We start from the raw sequence: 15,702 nt of genomic DNA on the forward strand, positions 1-15,702 counted from the left end.
TCCGGGACGATCAGATTTTCCCGCGCGTTATTCCATTTCCGCCAGAACTTCTTCCGGCAGCGGTTCCACTTTGAGCAGCCGACATTCCCGGTCGCCGGGCAGATGCAATTTGCTGCCGGCATCGTGACCGTAAATGGCCTCACCCAGACGGGTTTTATAGGAAAGATAGTGTTTGTCCGGATCGCCGTCCCAGGCGCCGAGCAGATAATATTTCTCCTCGCCGCCGTCCGGGAATTGCAGCGTCACCGTACAGCCGATGACGGCGATGTCCTCGACGGTGACATTGCGGAAATTGACGCCCTGCACCCGCGACAGATCCCGTTCCAATTCGGTACGGCGGCGGGAGAGAAAATTGCGCCGCTCCTTGGCGGCGTCGAATTCGGAATTTTCCCGGAAGTCACCATGCGCCCGGGCCGCCTTCAGCGATTCCCGGTTTTCCGGCATGTGAATGTTGATGATGTCGTCCAATTCCTGCAGCAGCCGCTGATGGGAGCGCAACGACGTATAGAGCATCTCGTTCTGGCTGCTTTTCTCTTCCTTCTTGTCCGCCGCCAGCATCTTCTGGCCGACGCCGCTTTCGAGGTGTTTGAGGATATCCTTGGACAGCCGGGCGAATTTGACCAGCATGCTCTGGCGTTCGCCCGGCGAGAAGAACAAAGCCCCCTGCAAGGCGCCGGTAATCACTTTGACATTGCCGTCGGCCTCATCGACCAACTGCTGCTGAAAATCGGCTTTATCGAGCAGCTGGGTCTTCAAATCGCGCTGCGCCGCGCCCCAGGCTTTCGGCAGCTTGCCTTGGTTCAAAGCCCGGATCACGGTTTGGATATTGACCAGGCCGAGAAACGGCGCGCTGCGCTTCTTGCGATTCTTCCAGACCCACAACAGCAGATCGGAGCCGGAACCGGCCCCCGGCGTCTTGAACACTTCCTGCAGCGCCGCGTCGCTGAGCTGCTCGCACAGGACGTTCAAACTGCGCAGCGGCAGCCGCACCGCGCAACGCGCCAGATACTCTTCCGGCAGGATGGCCAGGCCGACTTCGAACAGTTTGGTCAGCATTTTGACGTTCAGATCGCCGAAAATGGCGAATTGCTCCAGCGGCGCAGTCAACGGATCGGCCGGCCAGAAGATGGTCTTCGCCGGCAGCGAGGACAGCACCTGGCGCAACTGTTCCTTGTCCAGCCGGTCCGCCAGCTTCACCAGCACATCGGCCAGCAAATCGACTTCACGCGTGATGATCGCCGGCCGCAAATTATCAAAAAATTGCTTGAAATGGGCCAGATCATCCGCTTCGATGGCCGGCGGCTTCGGCGCGGCGAGCTCCTGCGCCAGAATGATTCCCATTTCCTTCAGGCTGCGCCCCTCGCAGGAACGGCGCTCCGCGCTGCCGCCGGCCGCCGGCTTGGCGGACTCATACCAGTTTTTAAACTCTTCGGAACTCATTGCCTGCGGTGTAAAAGTCGCCAGCGCCATCTTGCGGACATCCTCCGGCGAAAGCCTGGTCAGCGCCTTGGCGGCAACGATGTTGCGGTAGTCCTGGCCGCTGAAAGAGGGTTTGCGGTTGCCGTCGGCGATTTTGAGAATTTCCGGCCCCGGCAGGAACAACCGGGCATCGTTCAGCAAATTCTGCAGCGGAATCGCCGAAGTGGCCCCGGTGCCGCCGATGCTGCTGACCGCCACCGAACCGTTCAACGCGTCGATGTTGTTGATGATGCACCAGCGCGAATTTTCCGGGATGAAAACGATCAGATTGTTTTTCAATTGCAGCAGATTGTGAAAGCGGCGGATGACGTCGCGGACCGGCACCGCCTGATCCCGCAAGCCGAGCGCCCGCAGAAACCCGCTCTTGTTCAAATACGGCGGCAGCAGCGTCTTGAGCGCCGCGCTTAACGCCCGGCGGTGCACCGCGCTGTCGGGAATATTCAGTCCGAACAACTCCAGGCAGAAGGCCGCCTGAGCCGCATCCAGATGATCTTCCCAGCTTTCCAGCAGAAAATCGACCTTTTCCACCGTATCCGCCGCGGACAGATCACCTACCGCCCGCAAGGCCTGCAACAGATTTTCAAGCACTTTGACGGAACTGTCTTCGGCAGCCGCCACCAGGAGATCTTCAAGATTTTTTTCGTTCATGACCAGATCTTAATTTCGAATTGTATTGACAACACGCCGCTTACGCACGGCAGACAATTTTGCGGCTTCAATGTCGCGGAAGCCATTTTGCATGATCTGTTAATATATCATGAACTGTAATGATTTTCAAATAAATAAAAATCTGAAACGGCCGACGGACGAACGAAAGACGGGCCGCCATCTGCGGCGGCAAGCGGTTCCGCCCGGGCCCGGAGGCCGCAAAATCATGGCTTGACGTAAGAAAATCCGCTGGCCTGCAGCTTGACCAGTTCGACGATGCCGGTCGGCACGACTTCGCAGCCGCCGATCAAATCGTGCTCGGACAAATTGGCCTTTTTCATCGCGCGGCGGCAAAGTTTGACCACCACATTCGGCCGGGATACCGCCTTGACCGCTTCGGCCAGGTCGGTATTGTCGCGGCGGAAGAACTTCACCGCCGGCCCGTTGACCAGCATCGCCACCTGCACGTTCTCATTGGCGATCACCGCCCGGTAATTTTTGATATAGTTCAATCCGGTCTGCAATTTATCCAGATCATCTTCATTGATATGTATCACTAAATTATAAGTCATTTGTCCCGTCCTCCTGATGGTAAAAACTTGCATTCCGGCAACGCGAAGACCCAACTTTACAGTATAATTCAGAAAAAGACAAAATTCAAATTTCAAATCATTGTTTTTGATAAATTGCAAAAAAATAATCGACGGTCAGCTTTCGCTGCCGTCGATTCTTCCCGCCGGCCTGCCCCTTTCGGCGACCGGCATTCCGGGACGCGTCCGCTCCGGTTCTCCTCGCTCTCCTCTTCACCGGCCAACGTCTCCCGGTATCCTTGCCCGTCCGCCGGCTCCTCTTCCGGCAAGCGGGCAATTTCCGCAGGAAAAAACGTCGTTCTCCTCCATCAACGCTTTCCCCATCGCCGGAATGCTCCGCACCGGCTCCTCTTCCGGCAGCATCGCATTCCAAACACTCGTCCGATTCCGACGCCCTGCGGCCTCCTCTTCGCGGCATCGAACGATTCATCCGGCCGGGAATCGACTGCTCCTCCATTACGCATTCCTCTTCGAGTCGCTTCCCTGCTGGACTTCACCTTATCAATGGAGCGGCTTTCGTGCCAACTTTTTATAAAGCAATTCATCCGCTTACCCGGCAAGCAGATACCGGAAATTCCTCCGACGCAGACCGGAGGTCGGACTTTTCAACTTTATTTGAAAAGGAAATTGCCGGCTTTCCGGCAAACGATTGACCATAAAATGATTAAGAAATTTTAAACAAAAGTTGATATTTTAAGTTTTATTGATCACATTAACAACACAAAAAACACAAAAATAAACAAATTATGTTTATTAAAAGATTTTTTAATCACACATTCAGCCAATAACAGTTTCAAAAAAAATCCCCTCCGACGCAGTGCGCCGGAAGGGCAAAAGAACAGCCGCAAACGGTTATTGCTGCATGGCCTGGGACACCGCCACCGCGACGGCCACCGAAGCGCCGACCATCGGATTGTTGCCCATCCCGATCAGGCCCATCATTTCCACGTGGGCCGGAACCGAAGAAGAACCGGCGAATTGCGCATCGGAGTGCATGCGGCCCATCGTATCGGTCATGCCGTAGGAAGCCGGACCGGCCGCCATGTTGTCCGGATGCAGCGTCCGGCCGGTGCCGCCGCCGGAAGCGACGGAGAAGAATTTCTTGCCTTTTTCCCAGCACTCTTTCTTATAGGTCGCCATGACCGGATGCTGGAAACGGGTCGGATTGGTCGAGTTGCCGGTGATGGCGACGTCGACATCTTCCTGGTGCATGATCTTGACGCCCTCGCGGACATCGTCGGCGCCGTAGCAGCGCACTTTGGCGCGTTCGCCGCTGGAGTACGGCGTTTCGGCGACGATATTCAATTTACCGGTCGCATAATCGAACTGCGTCTGGACGTAAGTGAAACCGTTGATGCGGGAGATGATCATCGCCGCGTCTTTGCCCAGCCCGTTCAGAATGACTTTCAACGGCGTCTTGCGCGCCTTGTTGGCGCTGCGGGCCAGACCGATGGCGCCTTCGGCGGCGGCAAACGATTCGTGGCCGGCACAGAAAGCAAAGCATTGCGTCTCTTCGCGCAGCAGCATCGCCGCCAGGTTGCCGTGGCCCAGACCGACTTTACGGTCGTCGGCTACCGAACCGGGAATACAGAAAGCCTGCAGGCCTTCGCCGAGGGTTTCGGCGACCTCGCTGGCGGCTTTCTGGCCTTTTTTGATCGCGACCGCCGCGCCGAGCGTATAGGCCCAGCAGGCGTTTTCAAAACAGATCGGCTGAACGCCCTTGACGATGGCGGCGACATCGACGCCTTTGTCCTTGCAGAGCCGGTCGGCGGCTTCGAGCGATTCGATGCCGTATTCTTTGAGCAGCGCGTTGATTTGCGCAATGCGTCTTTCATATCCTTCGAAAAGTGCCATGATTCAGATGACTCCTAAAACTGTTAAACCAAGATTACTGGTGGCGCGGGTTGATGTATTTAACCCCTTCGGCGAAACGGCCGTAAGTTCCGGTGGCTTTGGCCAGCGCTTCGCCGGCATCCATGCCCTTGTTGATGTTCTCGAGCATCGGGCCGACCTTGACGAATTTATAACCGATCACCTGATCGTCGGCATCCAGGGCCATTTCCGTCACGTAGCCTTCGGCCATTTCCAGGTAACGCACGCCCTTGGCGCTGGTGCCGAACATCGTGCCGGTCACGCTGCGCAATCCCTTGCCGAGATCTTCCAGGCCGGCGCCGATCGGCAGGCCGCCCTCGGAAAATGCCGTCTGGGTACGGCCGTAAACAATCTGCAGAAACAGTTCACGCATCGCCACATTGATCGCGTCGCAGACCAGGTCGGTATTCAACGCTTCAAGAATCGTCTTGCCCGGCAGGATTTCCGCCGCCATCGCCGCCGAATGGGTCATCCCGGTGCAGCCGATGGTCTCGACCAGCGCTTCCTGAATGATGCCGTTCTTGACGTTGAGCGTCAGTTTGCAGGCGCCCTGCTGCGGGGCACACCAGCCGACGCCGTGGGTCAAACCGGAAATGTCTTTGATCTCTTTGGCCTTCGTCCAGGCGCCTTCCTGCGGAATCGGGGCCGGGCCGTGATTCGGTCCTTTGGCCACGCATACCATCTTGTCCACTTCAGAAGTGAATTCCATGACTGCTCCTTATTTTGTTTGATGGGCAAATTTCCAATCGGGATTTCTCTCGGAAAATAAATCTTACCAATATACCACCGCCGGCACTTTTTTCAATCGGACCCGGATATTAAAATATCAAAATGCGCCCTTCCCGCCGGCCCCTACCTCTCCGACCCGTAAATAACCGCCGCCGGAACCGGTCTCCAATTCAAACGCCAACCGGTACAGCCTCTTTTCCGCCGTCCGGCAGCAGCCGATCTCCGGCAGCCAGCGGCCGGCCGGAAAAATACAGCAATAATTTGCTCCCTCCGGACGCAACTCCAGGGCGCCGGAACAATCCGAAGCCTGCCGCAACCGTTCCGGCAGGGCGTCCGTTGCCAGCGCGTTCACCAGCCACCGGTGCGGCCGGTCGACGAACAGCGTCAGGATCATGCCGGAAGTTTCCAGCCATCGCCCCTTCCCGTCCGGCGTCACCAGAATCGACAGCGGCTGAAATGCCAGGGTCAACCCGTTCACCCGGCCCAGCGGACAGTCCATGAAGAGCGCTTCGGCCGGCACAATTTTCCGTAATTTTTTCATCGTTTCGTTTTCATTTGCTGTAAACCATTGCGATTCAAAGAAACGCCCCGCCGGACCGCAACCGGTCCGGCGGGGCAACCCGTGATGACGGCGGACAAGTTTCACTTCTCATCCGCGGCTCAAACGGCAGAAGTCATTCACCCGCTCCAGCAGCAGCAAAGCCCGCGGCGCAATGTGCAGCGGCCGGCTGGCGATATGCTGATAGCTCCGGCTGCCGACGCCGTCGACCTTTTCGGCGACGATCAACTGGCCGGACGCAAGCCGGTCATAATTCTCGACCAGAAAGATCGCCTGTTCGAATACCGCCGCATACTGAAACTGTTCGGAAGCGTCGACTTCATACTGATCCAGATAAGCGGCGACATCCTGTTCGGCCATGTTCAACGCCGCCATTTTTTTCGCCTCCGGCAGAGCCTGCCAGATTTCGTACTTCAAATGCAGTTGAAAATATTCTTCCGCCTCACTGACGCTGAAAACCATCGTTTTTCCTCCTTATCCGTCCCGAATCACCGGGCCGTTTTATCGTTTTGACACTGCTGCCCCGACGGCATTACTCCGTCGCACTGCCGCCGTTCTTGATCGCCGTCAGTGCGGCGGCGCTGCCCTGCAGGCCGTGAATCCGGCAAACCCGCTGCGCCAGGTTCTTGAATTCGAAGGTCAGTTCGCCGAGCGCCATCCGTTTGATGCCGTCGAATCCTTTCGGCGTGGCATCCTCGTCGCTGATGGCGCGCCCTTTCAGGTTCGCCAGCCCGAAACCGGCCGGATCGAACACCCAGGCGTCGGTATCCGGCATGTCCGGATCGGCCATGATCGTCATGCCGCGGCCGTTGATCTCGTTGACGATCACCGCGACATAAGCGCCGCGCCGGTCATCGGCACGAATGATCTGCAACTGGTTCTTGTACTCGTTGGACAGGACGCGCGCCTGTCCCGGCGAACAGAGAATCTGCATCGGATCGCCGCCTTCGGCCAGAATCATCTGGGCGGCGTCGTTGACCAGGAAGCTGTCCAGCCGGGCGCCGGCGGCGGCGATGTTCAAATTGCCGCTCAGGGTGCCGAAGTAATACAGACCGCCGATCTCGCCGCGTACCGCCGCCGTCGCCTCCAGCCGGCGGCCGAACAGCGCCACCCGGTTCAAATCCCGGGCCAGTTCGCCGAGCGCAAACGCCGTCTGCCGGTTCAACTGGTTGTCGACGTTGCCATAGAGGTTGACCGCCAGCGCCGAACCGGTCAGGACGATATCCTTGCGGAATATCTGCGTCGCATTCCAGTTGGTCGCCAGCGTCCGGTAGTTCTCCTCGCCGTCGCCGTTCTGGCTGCCTTCGGCCATCGGCGTGGAAACGATATTCAACACATCGTCCGCCGCCGGCGTCGTTTTGGCCGAACCGTTGGCCGCTTCCAGCGACAAGGTGAAAGTCGTGGCCGAATTGACGGCGGCCACCCGGAACAACGCCGAATCGTTTTTGATCACCAGCAGGGTACCGGCTTTCACTTTGGCCACATCGGCGGCGGAAGCGGTGACCACCAGCGAGGCAACCGCCGTCGCCGTCAATGCCCGGCCGGTGATCTGGTCTTCCAGCCATTCGTGCTTGCGCCGGGAAGCCGGCTCGACCGGTTTGAAATTGGAGATGAAACGCGGCTCGTCCTTGACGACGGTCGACAGGATATCGGCAAGATCGCGCTTCCTGTTTTGAAAACTGTAACTGTAGAGAGTCATTTTGAGGATATTCCTTTGTTTTTGATCAACGATCGATTGACTGCTAACGGTATTCCGGCGCCCGGCTGATCAGCGTGACCAGATCGCCGGCCGCCGCTTCCACGCCGGTCGGCGGCGCCGGAACCGTGCCGGAACCGGCCTTCAAATCCAATTTGAACAATTTGGGCGAACGCCTGGCCAGCTCGGACATGAAGGCCGCCACCTGCGTCTCATCCTCCAGCGCCACCGACGACTGCGCCAGCAGATAATCCAGATAAGCGGCATCGCTGAACCGGTGCTGACCGGCCAGTTGTTCCACCTGCCGCCGCCGCTGCAACGTTTCCACCTGCTGCCGGGCGGCGTCGCGCTCTTCGGCGACGGTCCGCAGTTCCCGGCGCGCCGTTTCCAACTGGCCGGTCAGCGAACGTTTTTCCAGTTCATGGGCCGGCAAGTCACGATTTTCCAGCGTTTCCAGCCGTTCGGTCAGCGCTCGCACCTGTTCGGTCAACGCCTGGTTGATCCGGCCCAATTCTTCCGGTTCCATTCCGCCGCCGGCGGCCGGAGATTCCGGCGGAGAAGGTTTGACATTACTCATACTGCATACGATTCCTTTCCTGGTTGCTTGCCGCCGGTGGTTGTCGCCAGCGTTCTTCCAAGCGCAGGAGAATCCGTCAACCACAATTCATGCAATTCATTCAAATAAAATAATTTGCATAAATAAACGCCGCCAATTCCCTTTCAGGGAGCGGTGCGGTATTTTTCTTTCGGCACTTGAAAAAATCCCAAACTGTGACAAATTGTCCCAGGTTATCAATCCAGCAATCATGATGAAAAAAATGGAAAATCATAAGAAAAGTTTTCTCGACCGGTTTATCGAACGGATCGACGCGATCGATTCCAACAGTCTGCAGGCCTATATTCTGCGGCTGTCGCGCGAACGCGGTTTTTTTGAAACTGTTTTCAACGCAGTTCAGGAGGGCATTCTCGTCGTCGACCGCCGGCTGCGCATCAAATATTTCAACAAAGCTGCCCGTGAAATCCTCGGCTTGCCGGACGACCTTCGCCGCATCAAGCTGTCGCAACTGCTGCGCAGCGTCGACTGGCGGCGCATTCTGCAGCTCGATGAAGAGGAGTGGACCCGGGTGGCCCGGCAGGAGGTGGAGATCGTCTATCCCCGGCAGCGCTTTCTGCAATTTTACCTGGTGCCGCATGAGACCGGCGACTTCGCCACCGTCATTCTGCGCGACGTCACGGAATCGCGCCGCCGCACCGAAGAGGAGCTGCAGCAGGAAACCGCCCAGGCGATTTCGCTGCTGGCCGCCGGCGTCGCCCATGAGATCGGCAATCCGCTGAACAGTCTTTATCTGAATCTGCAACTGCTCAGCCGGGAATTGCGCGACGACAACAACGACGCGCTGGCAATGGTCAACGCCTGTAAAAGCGAGGTGGAGCGCCTCGACAACATCATCAATCAGTTTCTGCACGCCATCCGGCCCGGCAATCCGCAACTGCAGATCGTCGACATCCGCCAGGTGCTGCTGGAAACGCTGACCTTCATGCACCAGGAAATCGAACTGCGCCGCATCGCTGTCAACTGTGATTTTCCGGAGACGATGCCGAACATTTCCGGCGACGGCGCCCAATTGAAACAGGCCTTTTACAACATTCTGAAAAATGCCATCCAGGCGATGCCGGAAGGCGGCGCGCTGGAAATCAAGGCGGATTACAACGACGATTTTCTGATTCTGGAATTCATCGACAGCGGCAGGGGAATTTCCGCTTCCGAAATGAACCGGATTTTCGAACCGTTCCAATCGTTCAAGCCGGGCGGCCGCGGCATCGGCATGATGATCATCGAACGGATTCTGCGGGAGCACGGCGCCGAGCTTTCGATCGATTCCAGCCCCGGCCAGGGGACGGCGGTGGTGGTGAAATTTCCGCGGCACGGCCGTCAGATGCGGCTGCAGCGCCGGTTGACCGGCGGTGAAACGCCGACTTTGAATGCGCTGGCGGCCGCCAAAACGGCGGAGGAGATCCAATGAAAGTCAGAATCGACATCACTTCAGCCATATTCCGCAACCGGAAAACGGCGGACGCACGGGCGAATTTCACCGCCATGCAGCAAGCCGCAGCGCGTTACGGTTTTGAACTGGGCATGCAGTTGCACAACTCGGCAGACGACGCGGAAGTGAAGCTGGCCCGTTCGCTGCAGACGCCGTTGAGCTTCCATGCGCCGGTCGGCAATCCGTGGAATATCAACCTGGCGGCGGCCGACGCTTCCACCGCCTGGGAAGAACTGCAGGACAACGCCGAACGAATGCGCGACTGCCAAGCAACGATGGCGGTTTTTCACGCCTTCATCATGACCGACAAACCGATACCGGCCTTTGGCCGGGGCAGGAGTTATATGGAGTGCATGCAGCGCGCCTTCCGGCCGGAGTTGTCGTTCGACGGGAGCGATTGCCACTGCGGCAATTTCTTTGCACTGCCCGAATACCGTTTGCGACAGCAGCGCCTCAAAGAACGCCTGGCCGAGCTTCGGCAGCGTTATCCCGATTTGACTTTCTGCGTCGAAAACGATTTTCCCACTTTCGGCGCCGGCAATTTGCTGGCCGACCAGCTCAATTTCCTCGAACACCCGGTCTGCCTGGACACCAGCCACCTCTGGTGCACCGCCGGACTGTTCGAACTGGATTATCACCGTGAAATCGAAAAATTTCTGGCCGGACAACGGGTGCAAATGGTCCATCTGCACGCATCGAGTTACCCGCGCCACACGCCCAGGACACTCTGGTGGGACGGCCACCTGCCGCTGCGCACGCCCAACGAGATGGACCTGCCGCGCATCGTCGCCGCCTGCCGGCAATACCGGGTCGCCTATTTCGTCCTGGAAATCTCGGATGCCACGGTTGAAGATATCGACTATCTGGCTGAAATGTGGCAGCATGCCGCCAGCGGAAAGGATACCCGATGAGCATCGTCAACAAACCGGAATTGCCGCGCCTTCTGCTAGCGGACGACGAACGCAACACCCGGGAGGCGCTGGCGCGCTACCTGCGCGGCCGTTTCGACGTGACGCTGGCGGAAGACGGCGTCACCGCCATTCATCTGCTGCAGCACCAGAACTTCGACCTGGTGCTGACCGATCTGCGGATGCCCGGCGCCGACGGCATGAGCGTCCTGGACGCGGCGCTGACCAAAGAGCCGGCGCCGGGCTGTATCGTCTTTTCCGCTTACGGGTCCATTGAAAACGCGGTCGCCGCCGTCAAGCGCGGCGCGTTCGACTTCGTCACCAAGCCGGTCAACCTGGACCGGCTCGATATCGTCATCGGCCGGGCGATGGAAGCCAGGCAACTGAAAGCCGAAAACCATACTTTGCGTCAGAAATTGCAGAAAGGTTTCGATTTCAGCCGGCTGGTCGCCAACTCTCCGGCCATGCACGAAATCATCGAAACGATCAAGCAGATCGCCCCGACCCGTTCCACCGTATTGATTACCGGTGAGAGCGGCACCGGCAAAGAAGTGGTCGCCCAGGCCATTCACGCCCTCAGCGGCCGGACCGGGCCATTGGTGACGGTGCACTGCGCCGCGCTGCCGGCCAACTTGCTGGAAAGCGAATTGTTCGGTCACGAACGCGGCGCTTTCACCGGCGCCATCGAACAGAAAAAAGGCCGTTTCGAACTGGCCAACGGCGGTACGCTCTTCCTCGATGAAATCGGCGAAATCGAACCGCAGGTTCAAGTCAAGCTGCTGCGAATTCTGGAAAATCGGACTTTCGAACGGGTCGGCGGCGTGGAGGAACTGCACTGCGACGCCCGGATCATCTCCGCAACCAACCGTGATTTGACCAAAATGGTAACGGAAGGCGCTTTCCGGGAAGATCTCTTCTACCGGCTTGACGTCGTCAACCTCAAAATGCCGCCGCTGCGGGAACGCCGCGAGGATATCCCGTTGCTGGCCAAACGTTTTCTCGACGAATTCGCCAGCGATAACGGCAAATCCATCCACACCATCAGCGAAAGCGCGCTGCAAGCCCTGCAGCAATATTCCTGGCCGGGCAATATCCGGGAATTACGCAACTGTATGGAACGCATGGTTGTGCTGTCCCGGGGCGAAGAACTGGATTTGAGCAATATTCCGGCCAACATCCGTCAAAACCAAAGTGAAACGCCACTGCTGCCGGCTTCACAACTGGACCTCGGCAGCAATAAAAAAGCGCTGCTGTTCAAGGCCCTGGAAGAATGCGGCGGCGATCGGACCAAAGCGGCGGAGAAGCTGGGCATCAGCCGTCGGACATTGCACCGCTGGCTGAATGAATTACCATAAAAAGCAAACGCGATCCGGCGGGTAATGCCAATTCTAAAAATAGTCCGCTGGGCACACAGCTCCAATGTGCGAAACTAATTCCAAGAAACGCCGGAAATTCCGGCGTTTGCCCTCAAACCCGCACTTCCTCCGTGGAGTCTCAGAATTTCAAATGACAGAGTTTATATGACAGAACAATAGAGTTTTTATAAAAAAATGGATTTTTTTATAAAACAGGGATTGACTTTTGTTCAATAATTTGCTATACTTTAAATATATAAGATATTTTTTAGTTTCTTATAGATTATAATTTAGTTTTTTTATTTTGAAGATTATATAGTATATAACGTGTTTTATCAGTTGGTGCATTTGTTGTTCTGTATTCTTGGGGTAGTATAAATAATAATTTTATAATATGGTATTCTTTGAGTAAGCGTTCGTTGGTAATTTTTTTATAAAAAAACAACTTAAGCAAAAAGAAAGGGAATGCCATGTTGAAAAAGAAAATATTGGTGACAGTTGCATTTTCCTGCATGTTGTTTAGTGTGAACGCGGAACAATGGCGGGCATTTGCTGAGGCAACTGGTAAGTGTAAGAATCCTCAAACAGCACGATTACAAACAAGTTATTCAGTTTATGATAGCGATGTTGGTAACAATATAGTATTGAGGTGTCCGCCTTATTACATTGTTGCGGAAATTTTGACCGGAGATCCCCACAATGGCACAGGAAATGGTTCTCAATTCGTATCCGTATCGGTGATGTTTACGGTTTCTAAAAACGATTCAGGAGATGTGGTTATAAGTATGGGAAGTCCAAATTACTTTGACTCGGGAGCTTCCCCCAATTGCTCTTCCCATACCGAATAAATTATCTGCAGTATCTGAATCCTCCCAATGGCAGGGAGATTCGGATACTGCGCCAGGAGATAATCTAAAATCGAGTTGACAGATGAAAAAAATATTGCTGTTAATGACTGGAATAATAATATTTTCAGTTTCTTGTAGCGATTCGGAAAAGCTTGGCACTCCATTGCTGGTTTTCAGATATGACAACAGTGAAGTCAATGTTATGCTGGTTAACGGACTGACATTAACCGGGAAAGATTTCGTCGTCACCGTCCAACGGGAAAGTACCATTGACAATCCGGATACGCAAATAATCATTGGAGAAGCTGGTGATCAAGTTTTTACGGAGCAGTTGTCCGGTGTGTACAACTTCAATGTTCTGATCAGAGGCGAACACCGGGAAGTTAAAAATATCCTGTATTCCGGCGAGAGGGATCTGGAAATCGAACAAGGAAACAACTGGAGCCTGGCTATCATCAGAAAGCCGGAGAAGGAGCCGGCTCAAAGGACTGAACCGGGAAACGGTTCTGCGCGGAGTGGAATCGAAAAAGTAGAGAACTGAAAAAATCAAGAGACCTGTCGGGCCGGAGCCGGGGAATATTATGAAGAGATTAAGGTACGGAATGTTATGTTGTGTACTGCTTGTCGGTTCAGCTACGAATCGGGTAATTGCTTCGGATGAGGCCAAAGAAATATTTGAAGCCGCGTTGGAGGCCAGCCGCAGTGCGAATTTCATTGCCGAATTTGATTATATTCCAGGAACGGGAAACGACATTCCCGGCGTAAATTCCCAACGAAAAATTATCTATTACAGGTACACCGACGACGGCTTCGTATTCCGGCGGCTGGATATATCCGGAACCGGCATACAATATATTGAGAACCGGCAAGGAAAATTCGGCGTAAGCGACGTTGTGGGAAAAAAATTACGATCGATTGATTGTCTTGGACTGCCGGAATCAACTCACGCCGGGCTTTCCGAACTGGAAATGGCCAACGCCGCCTTTTCATTAAGCAGCAGTAAATTTTACCAAAAAGCGTGTTGGGAAGTCACTGTTAAAATTCCCAGTGAGCCAAAATTATTTCAGGAAATATCCGGTTTGAGCGATGATTTATTCAGGCAGTATGGCAAAATGATGATGAAGGGTTGGGCGGTGACGCGGATTATAAAATTTGACAAGGAAACTTTGCTGATCCGCTCCAGGGAACACCGAAACTCCAGTAACAAAAAAATATTTTCATTCGAATTCACCAAACTTGATACTGCTACGCCGCTGAGCGAGAAAGATTTCGAGGTAACCGGGGTATCCACTGCGGATGAATTGAACAATCCCAGAGATTTTATTTCCTTGGTGGAAAAAGAACGTCTCGCAATGGCCAACCGCTTTTCCATCAAAAGATGGTTTTCCAACCTCGCTCATGGAATCCGGATAAATTATGTTTCACCAGCACTGGCAGTATTGGGAATCGGGCTTTTATTGCTGGCATACCGGCTGCGTTTGCGCGGCAAAGTGTAATCATGTTGTACCAGTACGCGGAAAATCCACGATTGCAACTTTGGTTCTCTTCTCCGAATGTGTGTGCCGTATTTCTGTCTGTAACAGCGGTATTGCTGACCGGTCTGTTCCTCCAACTGCATGAAAATAAAAAATACTTTTGGCGAGTGACGGCCTGGGGATTCGTTCCTCTGATTTTATTTCACTTCATTTGCCTGGCCGTAACCTATTCACGGGGCGGGTATGTCGCCGTCATGACCGCTTTGACTGTTGCGGCCGGGTTGGGAAAACGCCGGATCGCCTGGCTGTTTCCGGTATTATTTGTTACTGTGCTATTGCTTACCGACCACGGTCCGGCTCGCGCCGGATCGATAGGAAATCCGGCGGATCATTCGATTCGCAACCGTTTATGGCTCTGGGATGGCGGGTGCGGCGTCATCTTTGAGCATTGGCTTGGCGGAACGGGACCGGTTCCCAACCCGGGAATTCAGTATACAACTTTTTATCAACCGCTTTCGCTGGATGAAACCTACGGCTCTTTGATCGGAGACGGCTTGACCATCGCCGCATCGTATGGCATTGTGGTTTTCTTCGTTATCGTCGTTGTCATCACGGCGCTTTTCCGGCAGGGATATCGCATCTGGAAACAGCAGAGGCAAATCTGGCTGCCATATTTGCTTGCGGCGTTGTTCGCTTACATCGTCGGTTCGCTCTTTTCCACCTGTTACCGTTTTCCGGAGATATTCTGGCTGCCGATATCGCTGGCGGCGATCCTGCTCGGGAAGATTTCAGCGGCCAAACTGCCATGGCGAAAATATGATTTTATTGTTCCGCTGCTGTTTGCGATCTTTGTCGCCGGTGGAATTATGGTCCGGGGCGCGGTAAAATTTTATTCCAGGCCTTATATGATCACTCAGGTCGATTCCGGCTGGCGGACGGTACCGCGCGGAGAAGCAAAGGGCAATATATATTTTGTCATGCCGGCTGACCGGGAAGTCATCCGCAAATATTTGCGGCCATTTTCCGAAAACGGCTGGAACGCACAGGCGGTTTGTTATTCCCCGGAACCAGCAATGGCAGCGTGTCCGACATTGTCGCCGATTTCCGGAGAAAAATCATTGAATGTTCTGGCTGTTTCCGGAGAAAAAAGCAAACAGTGGGCTGAAGAGATTATCAGTCATTGGCATGAAAACGGCATGGAAACGGTTCTGACAATCGCGACGGAGAACGATGAATTTCCAACTGCGGAAGAACTTTTCACAATGATTCGGCATCGGAATTGTACGACGGCGGGCAATAAAGGATCTCTATTTTGAGGAGAACGTTTTTTCTGAACCGGAGCGTATTTACACGATTGCATCGATGGTCATAATGAACAGAAGTCCCCTGCGAATATGTTAAGTACCATAACGCGTGAATATTTTTTCGTTTCCATATAGTCCCTCCTCCTGTGAAATGCCGTTTTTTCGGAATTTTGCGGCTCCGGCCCGGATTATTC

Annotated in this window: 16 protein-coding genes; 8 read left to right on the plus strand and 8 right to left on the minus strand. The window is 54.8% G+C overall.

What is annotated here, in order from left to right:
• Positions 1-27: 27 nt before the first annotated feature.
• Together HWX74_RS02205 and HWX74_RS02210 are read right to left on the minus strand one after the other, a co-directional pair.
• Entirely contained in the window at positions 28-2,127 is a 2,100-nt protein-coding gene (locus HWX74_RS02205) for a GreA/GreB family elongation factor (protein WP_176011982.1), read from the minus strand.
• Between the two features lie 224 nt (positions 2,128-2,351).
• Positions 2,352-2,699: a DsrE family protein gene (locus HWX74_RS02210; protein ID WP_176011983.1), complete on the minus strand. Its 348-nt coding sequence runs from the start codon at positions 2,697-2,699 to the stop codon at positions 2,352-2,354.
• A 27-nt stretch (positions 2,700-2,726) separates the two neighbouring features.
• On the opposite strand from HWX74_RS02210, the gene HWX74_RS02215 reads away from it, so the two are divergent.
• Complete coding sequence (locus HWX74_RS02215; protein ID WP_176011984.1) at positions 2,727-3,395, plus strand: hypothetical protein; 669 nt, start codon at positions 2,727-2,729, stop codon at positions 3,393-3,395.
• A gap of 174 nt (positions 3,396-3,569) precedes the next feature.
• On the opposite strand, the gene HWX74_RS02220 is transcribed toward HWX74_RS02215, so the two are convergent.
• From HWX74_RS02220 to HWX74_RS02245, 6 genes are all read right to left on the minus strand, one after another.
• On the minus strand, positions 3,570-4,571 hold the full coding sequence (locus HWX74_RS02220) for a GGGtGRT protein (protein ID WP_176011985.1): 1,002 nt from the start codon (positions 4,569-4,571) through the stop codon (positions 3,570-3,572).
• Between the two features lie 34 nt (positions 4,572-4,605).
• The gene (locus HWX74_RS02225; RefSeq protein ID WP_176011986.1) at positions 4,606-5,298 is read right to left on the minus strand and encodes an iron-sulfur cluster assembly scaffold protein; all 693 of its coding nucleotides are present in this window, start codon (positions 5,296-5,298) and stop codon (positions 4,606-4,608) included.
• 117 nt (positions 5,299-5,415) lie between these two features.
• On the minus strand, positions 5,416-5,859 hold the full coding sequence (locus HWX74_RS02230; RefSeq protein ID WP_176011987.1) for a hypothetical protein: 444 nt from the start codon (positions 5,857-5,859) through the stop codon (positions 5,416-5,418).
• 108 nt (positions 5,860-5,967) lie between these two features.
• Entirely contained in the window at positions 5,968-6,339 is a 372-nt protein-coding gene (locus HWX74_RS02235; protein ID WP_176011988.1) for a hypothetical protein, read from the minus strand.
• A gap of 70 nt (positions 6,340-6,409) precedes the next feature.
• Entirely contained in the window at positions 6,410-7,576 is a 1,167-nt protein-coding gene (locus HWX74_RS02240) for a DUF5309 family protein (protein WP_176011989.1), read from the minus strand.
• 43 nt (positions 7,577-7,619) lie between these two features.
• Positions 7,620-8,150 (minus strand): hypothetical protein, encoded by a 531-nt coding sequence (locus HWX74_RS02245; RefSeq protein WP_176011990.1) that lies wholly within the window; start codon positions 8,148-8,150, stop codon positions 7,620-7,622.
• 229 nt (positions 8,151-8,379) lie between these two features.
• On the opposite strand from HWX74_RS02245, the gene HWX74_RS02250 reads away from it, so the two are divergent.
• The 7 genes from HWX74_RS02250 (at position 8,380) to HWX74_RS02280 (ending at position 15,520) form a co-directional block, all read left to right on the plus strand.
• The gene (locus tag HWX74_RS02250) at positions 8,380-9,597 is read left to right on the plus strand and encodes a nitrogen regulation protein NR(II) (RefSeq protein WP_176011991.1); all 1,218 of its coding nucleotides are present in this window, start codon (positions 8,380-8,382) and stop codon (positions 9,595-9,597) included.
• Positions 9,594-10,529, plus strand: coding sequence for a TIM barrel protein (locus tag HWX74_RS02255; protein WP_176011992.1), 936 nt, complete (start codon positions 9,594-9,596; stop codon positions 10,527-10,529). The genes HWX74_RS02250 and HWX74_RS02255 overlap by 4 nt, the downstream gene beginning before the upstream one ends.
• Positions 10,526-11,881, plus strand: coding sequence for a sigma-54 dependent transcriptional regulator (locus HWX74_RS02260; RefSeq protein ID WP_176011993.1), 1,356 nt, complete (start codon positions 10,526-10,528; stop codon positions 11,879-11,881). Before HWX74_RS02255 ends, HWX74_RS02260 begins: the two co-directional genes overlap by 4 nt.
• A gap of 470 nt (positions 11,882-12,351) precedes the next feature.
• The gene (locus HWX74_RS02265; RefSeq protein ID WP_176011994.1) at positions 12,352-12,729 is read left to right on the plus strand and encodes a hypothetical protein; all 378 of its coding nucleotides are present in this window, start codon (positions 12,352-12,354) and stop codon (positions 12,727-12,729) included.
• 82 nt (positions 12,730-12,811) lie between these two features.
• Positions 12,812-13,270, plus strand: coding sequence for a hypothetical protein (locus HWX74_RS02270; RefSeq protein WP_176011995.1), 459 nt, complete (start codon positions 12,812-12,814; stop codon positions 13,268-13,270).
• A gap of 40 nt (positions 13,271-13,310) precedes the next feature.
• Positions 13,311-14,225, plus strand: coding sequence for a hypothetical protein (locus tag HWX74_RS02275; protein WP_176011996.1), 915 nt, complete (start codon positions 13,311-13,313; stop codon positions 14,223-14,225).
• Between the two features lie 233 nt (positions 14,226-14,458).
• Positions 14,459-15,520, plus strand: coding sequence for a hypothetical protein (locus HWX74_RS02280; RefSeq protein ID WP_176011997.1), 1,062 nt, complete (start codon positions 14,459-14,461; stop codon positions 15,518-15,520).
• Positions 15,521-15,702: the final 182 nt, after the last annotated feature.

The sequence above is a fragment of the Victivallis sp. Marseille-Q1083 genome (genome assembly GCF_903645315.1).
GTDB lineage: Bacteria > Verrucomicrobiota > Lentisphaeria > Victivallales > Victivallaceae > UMGS1518.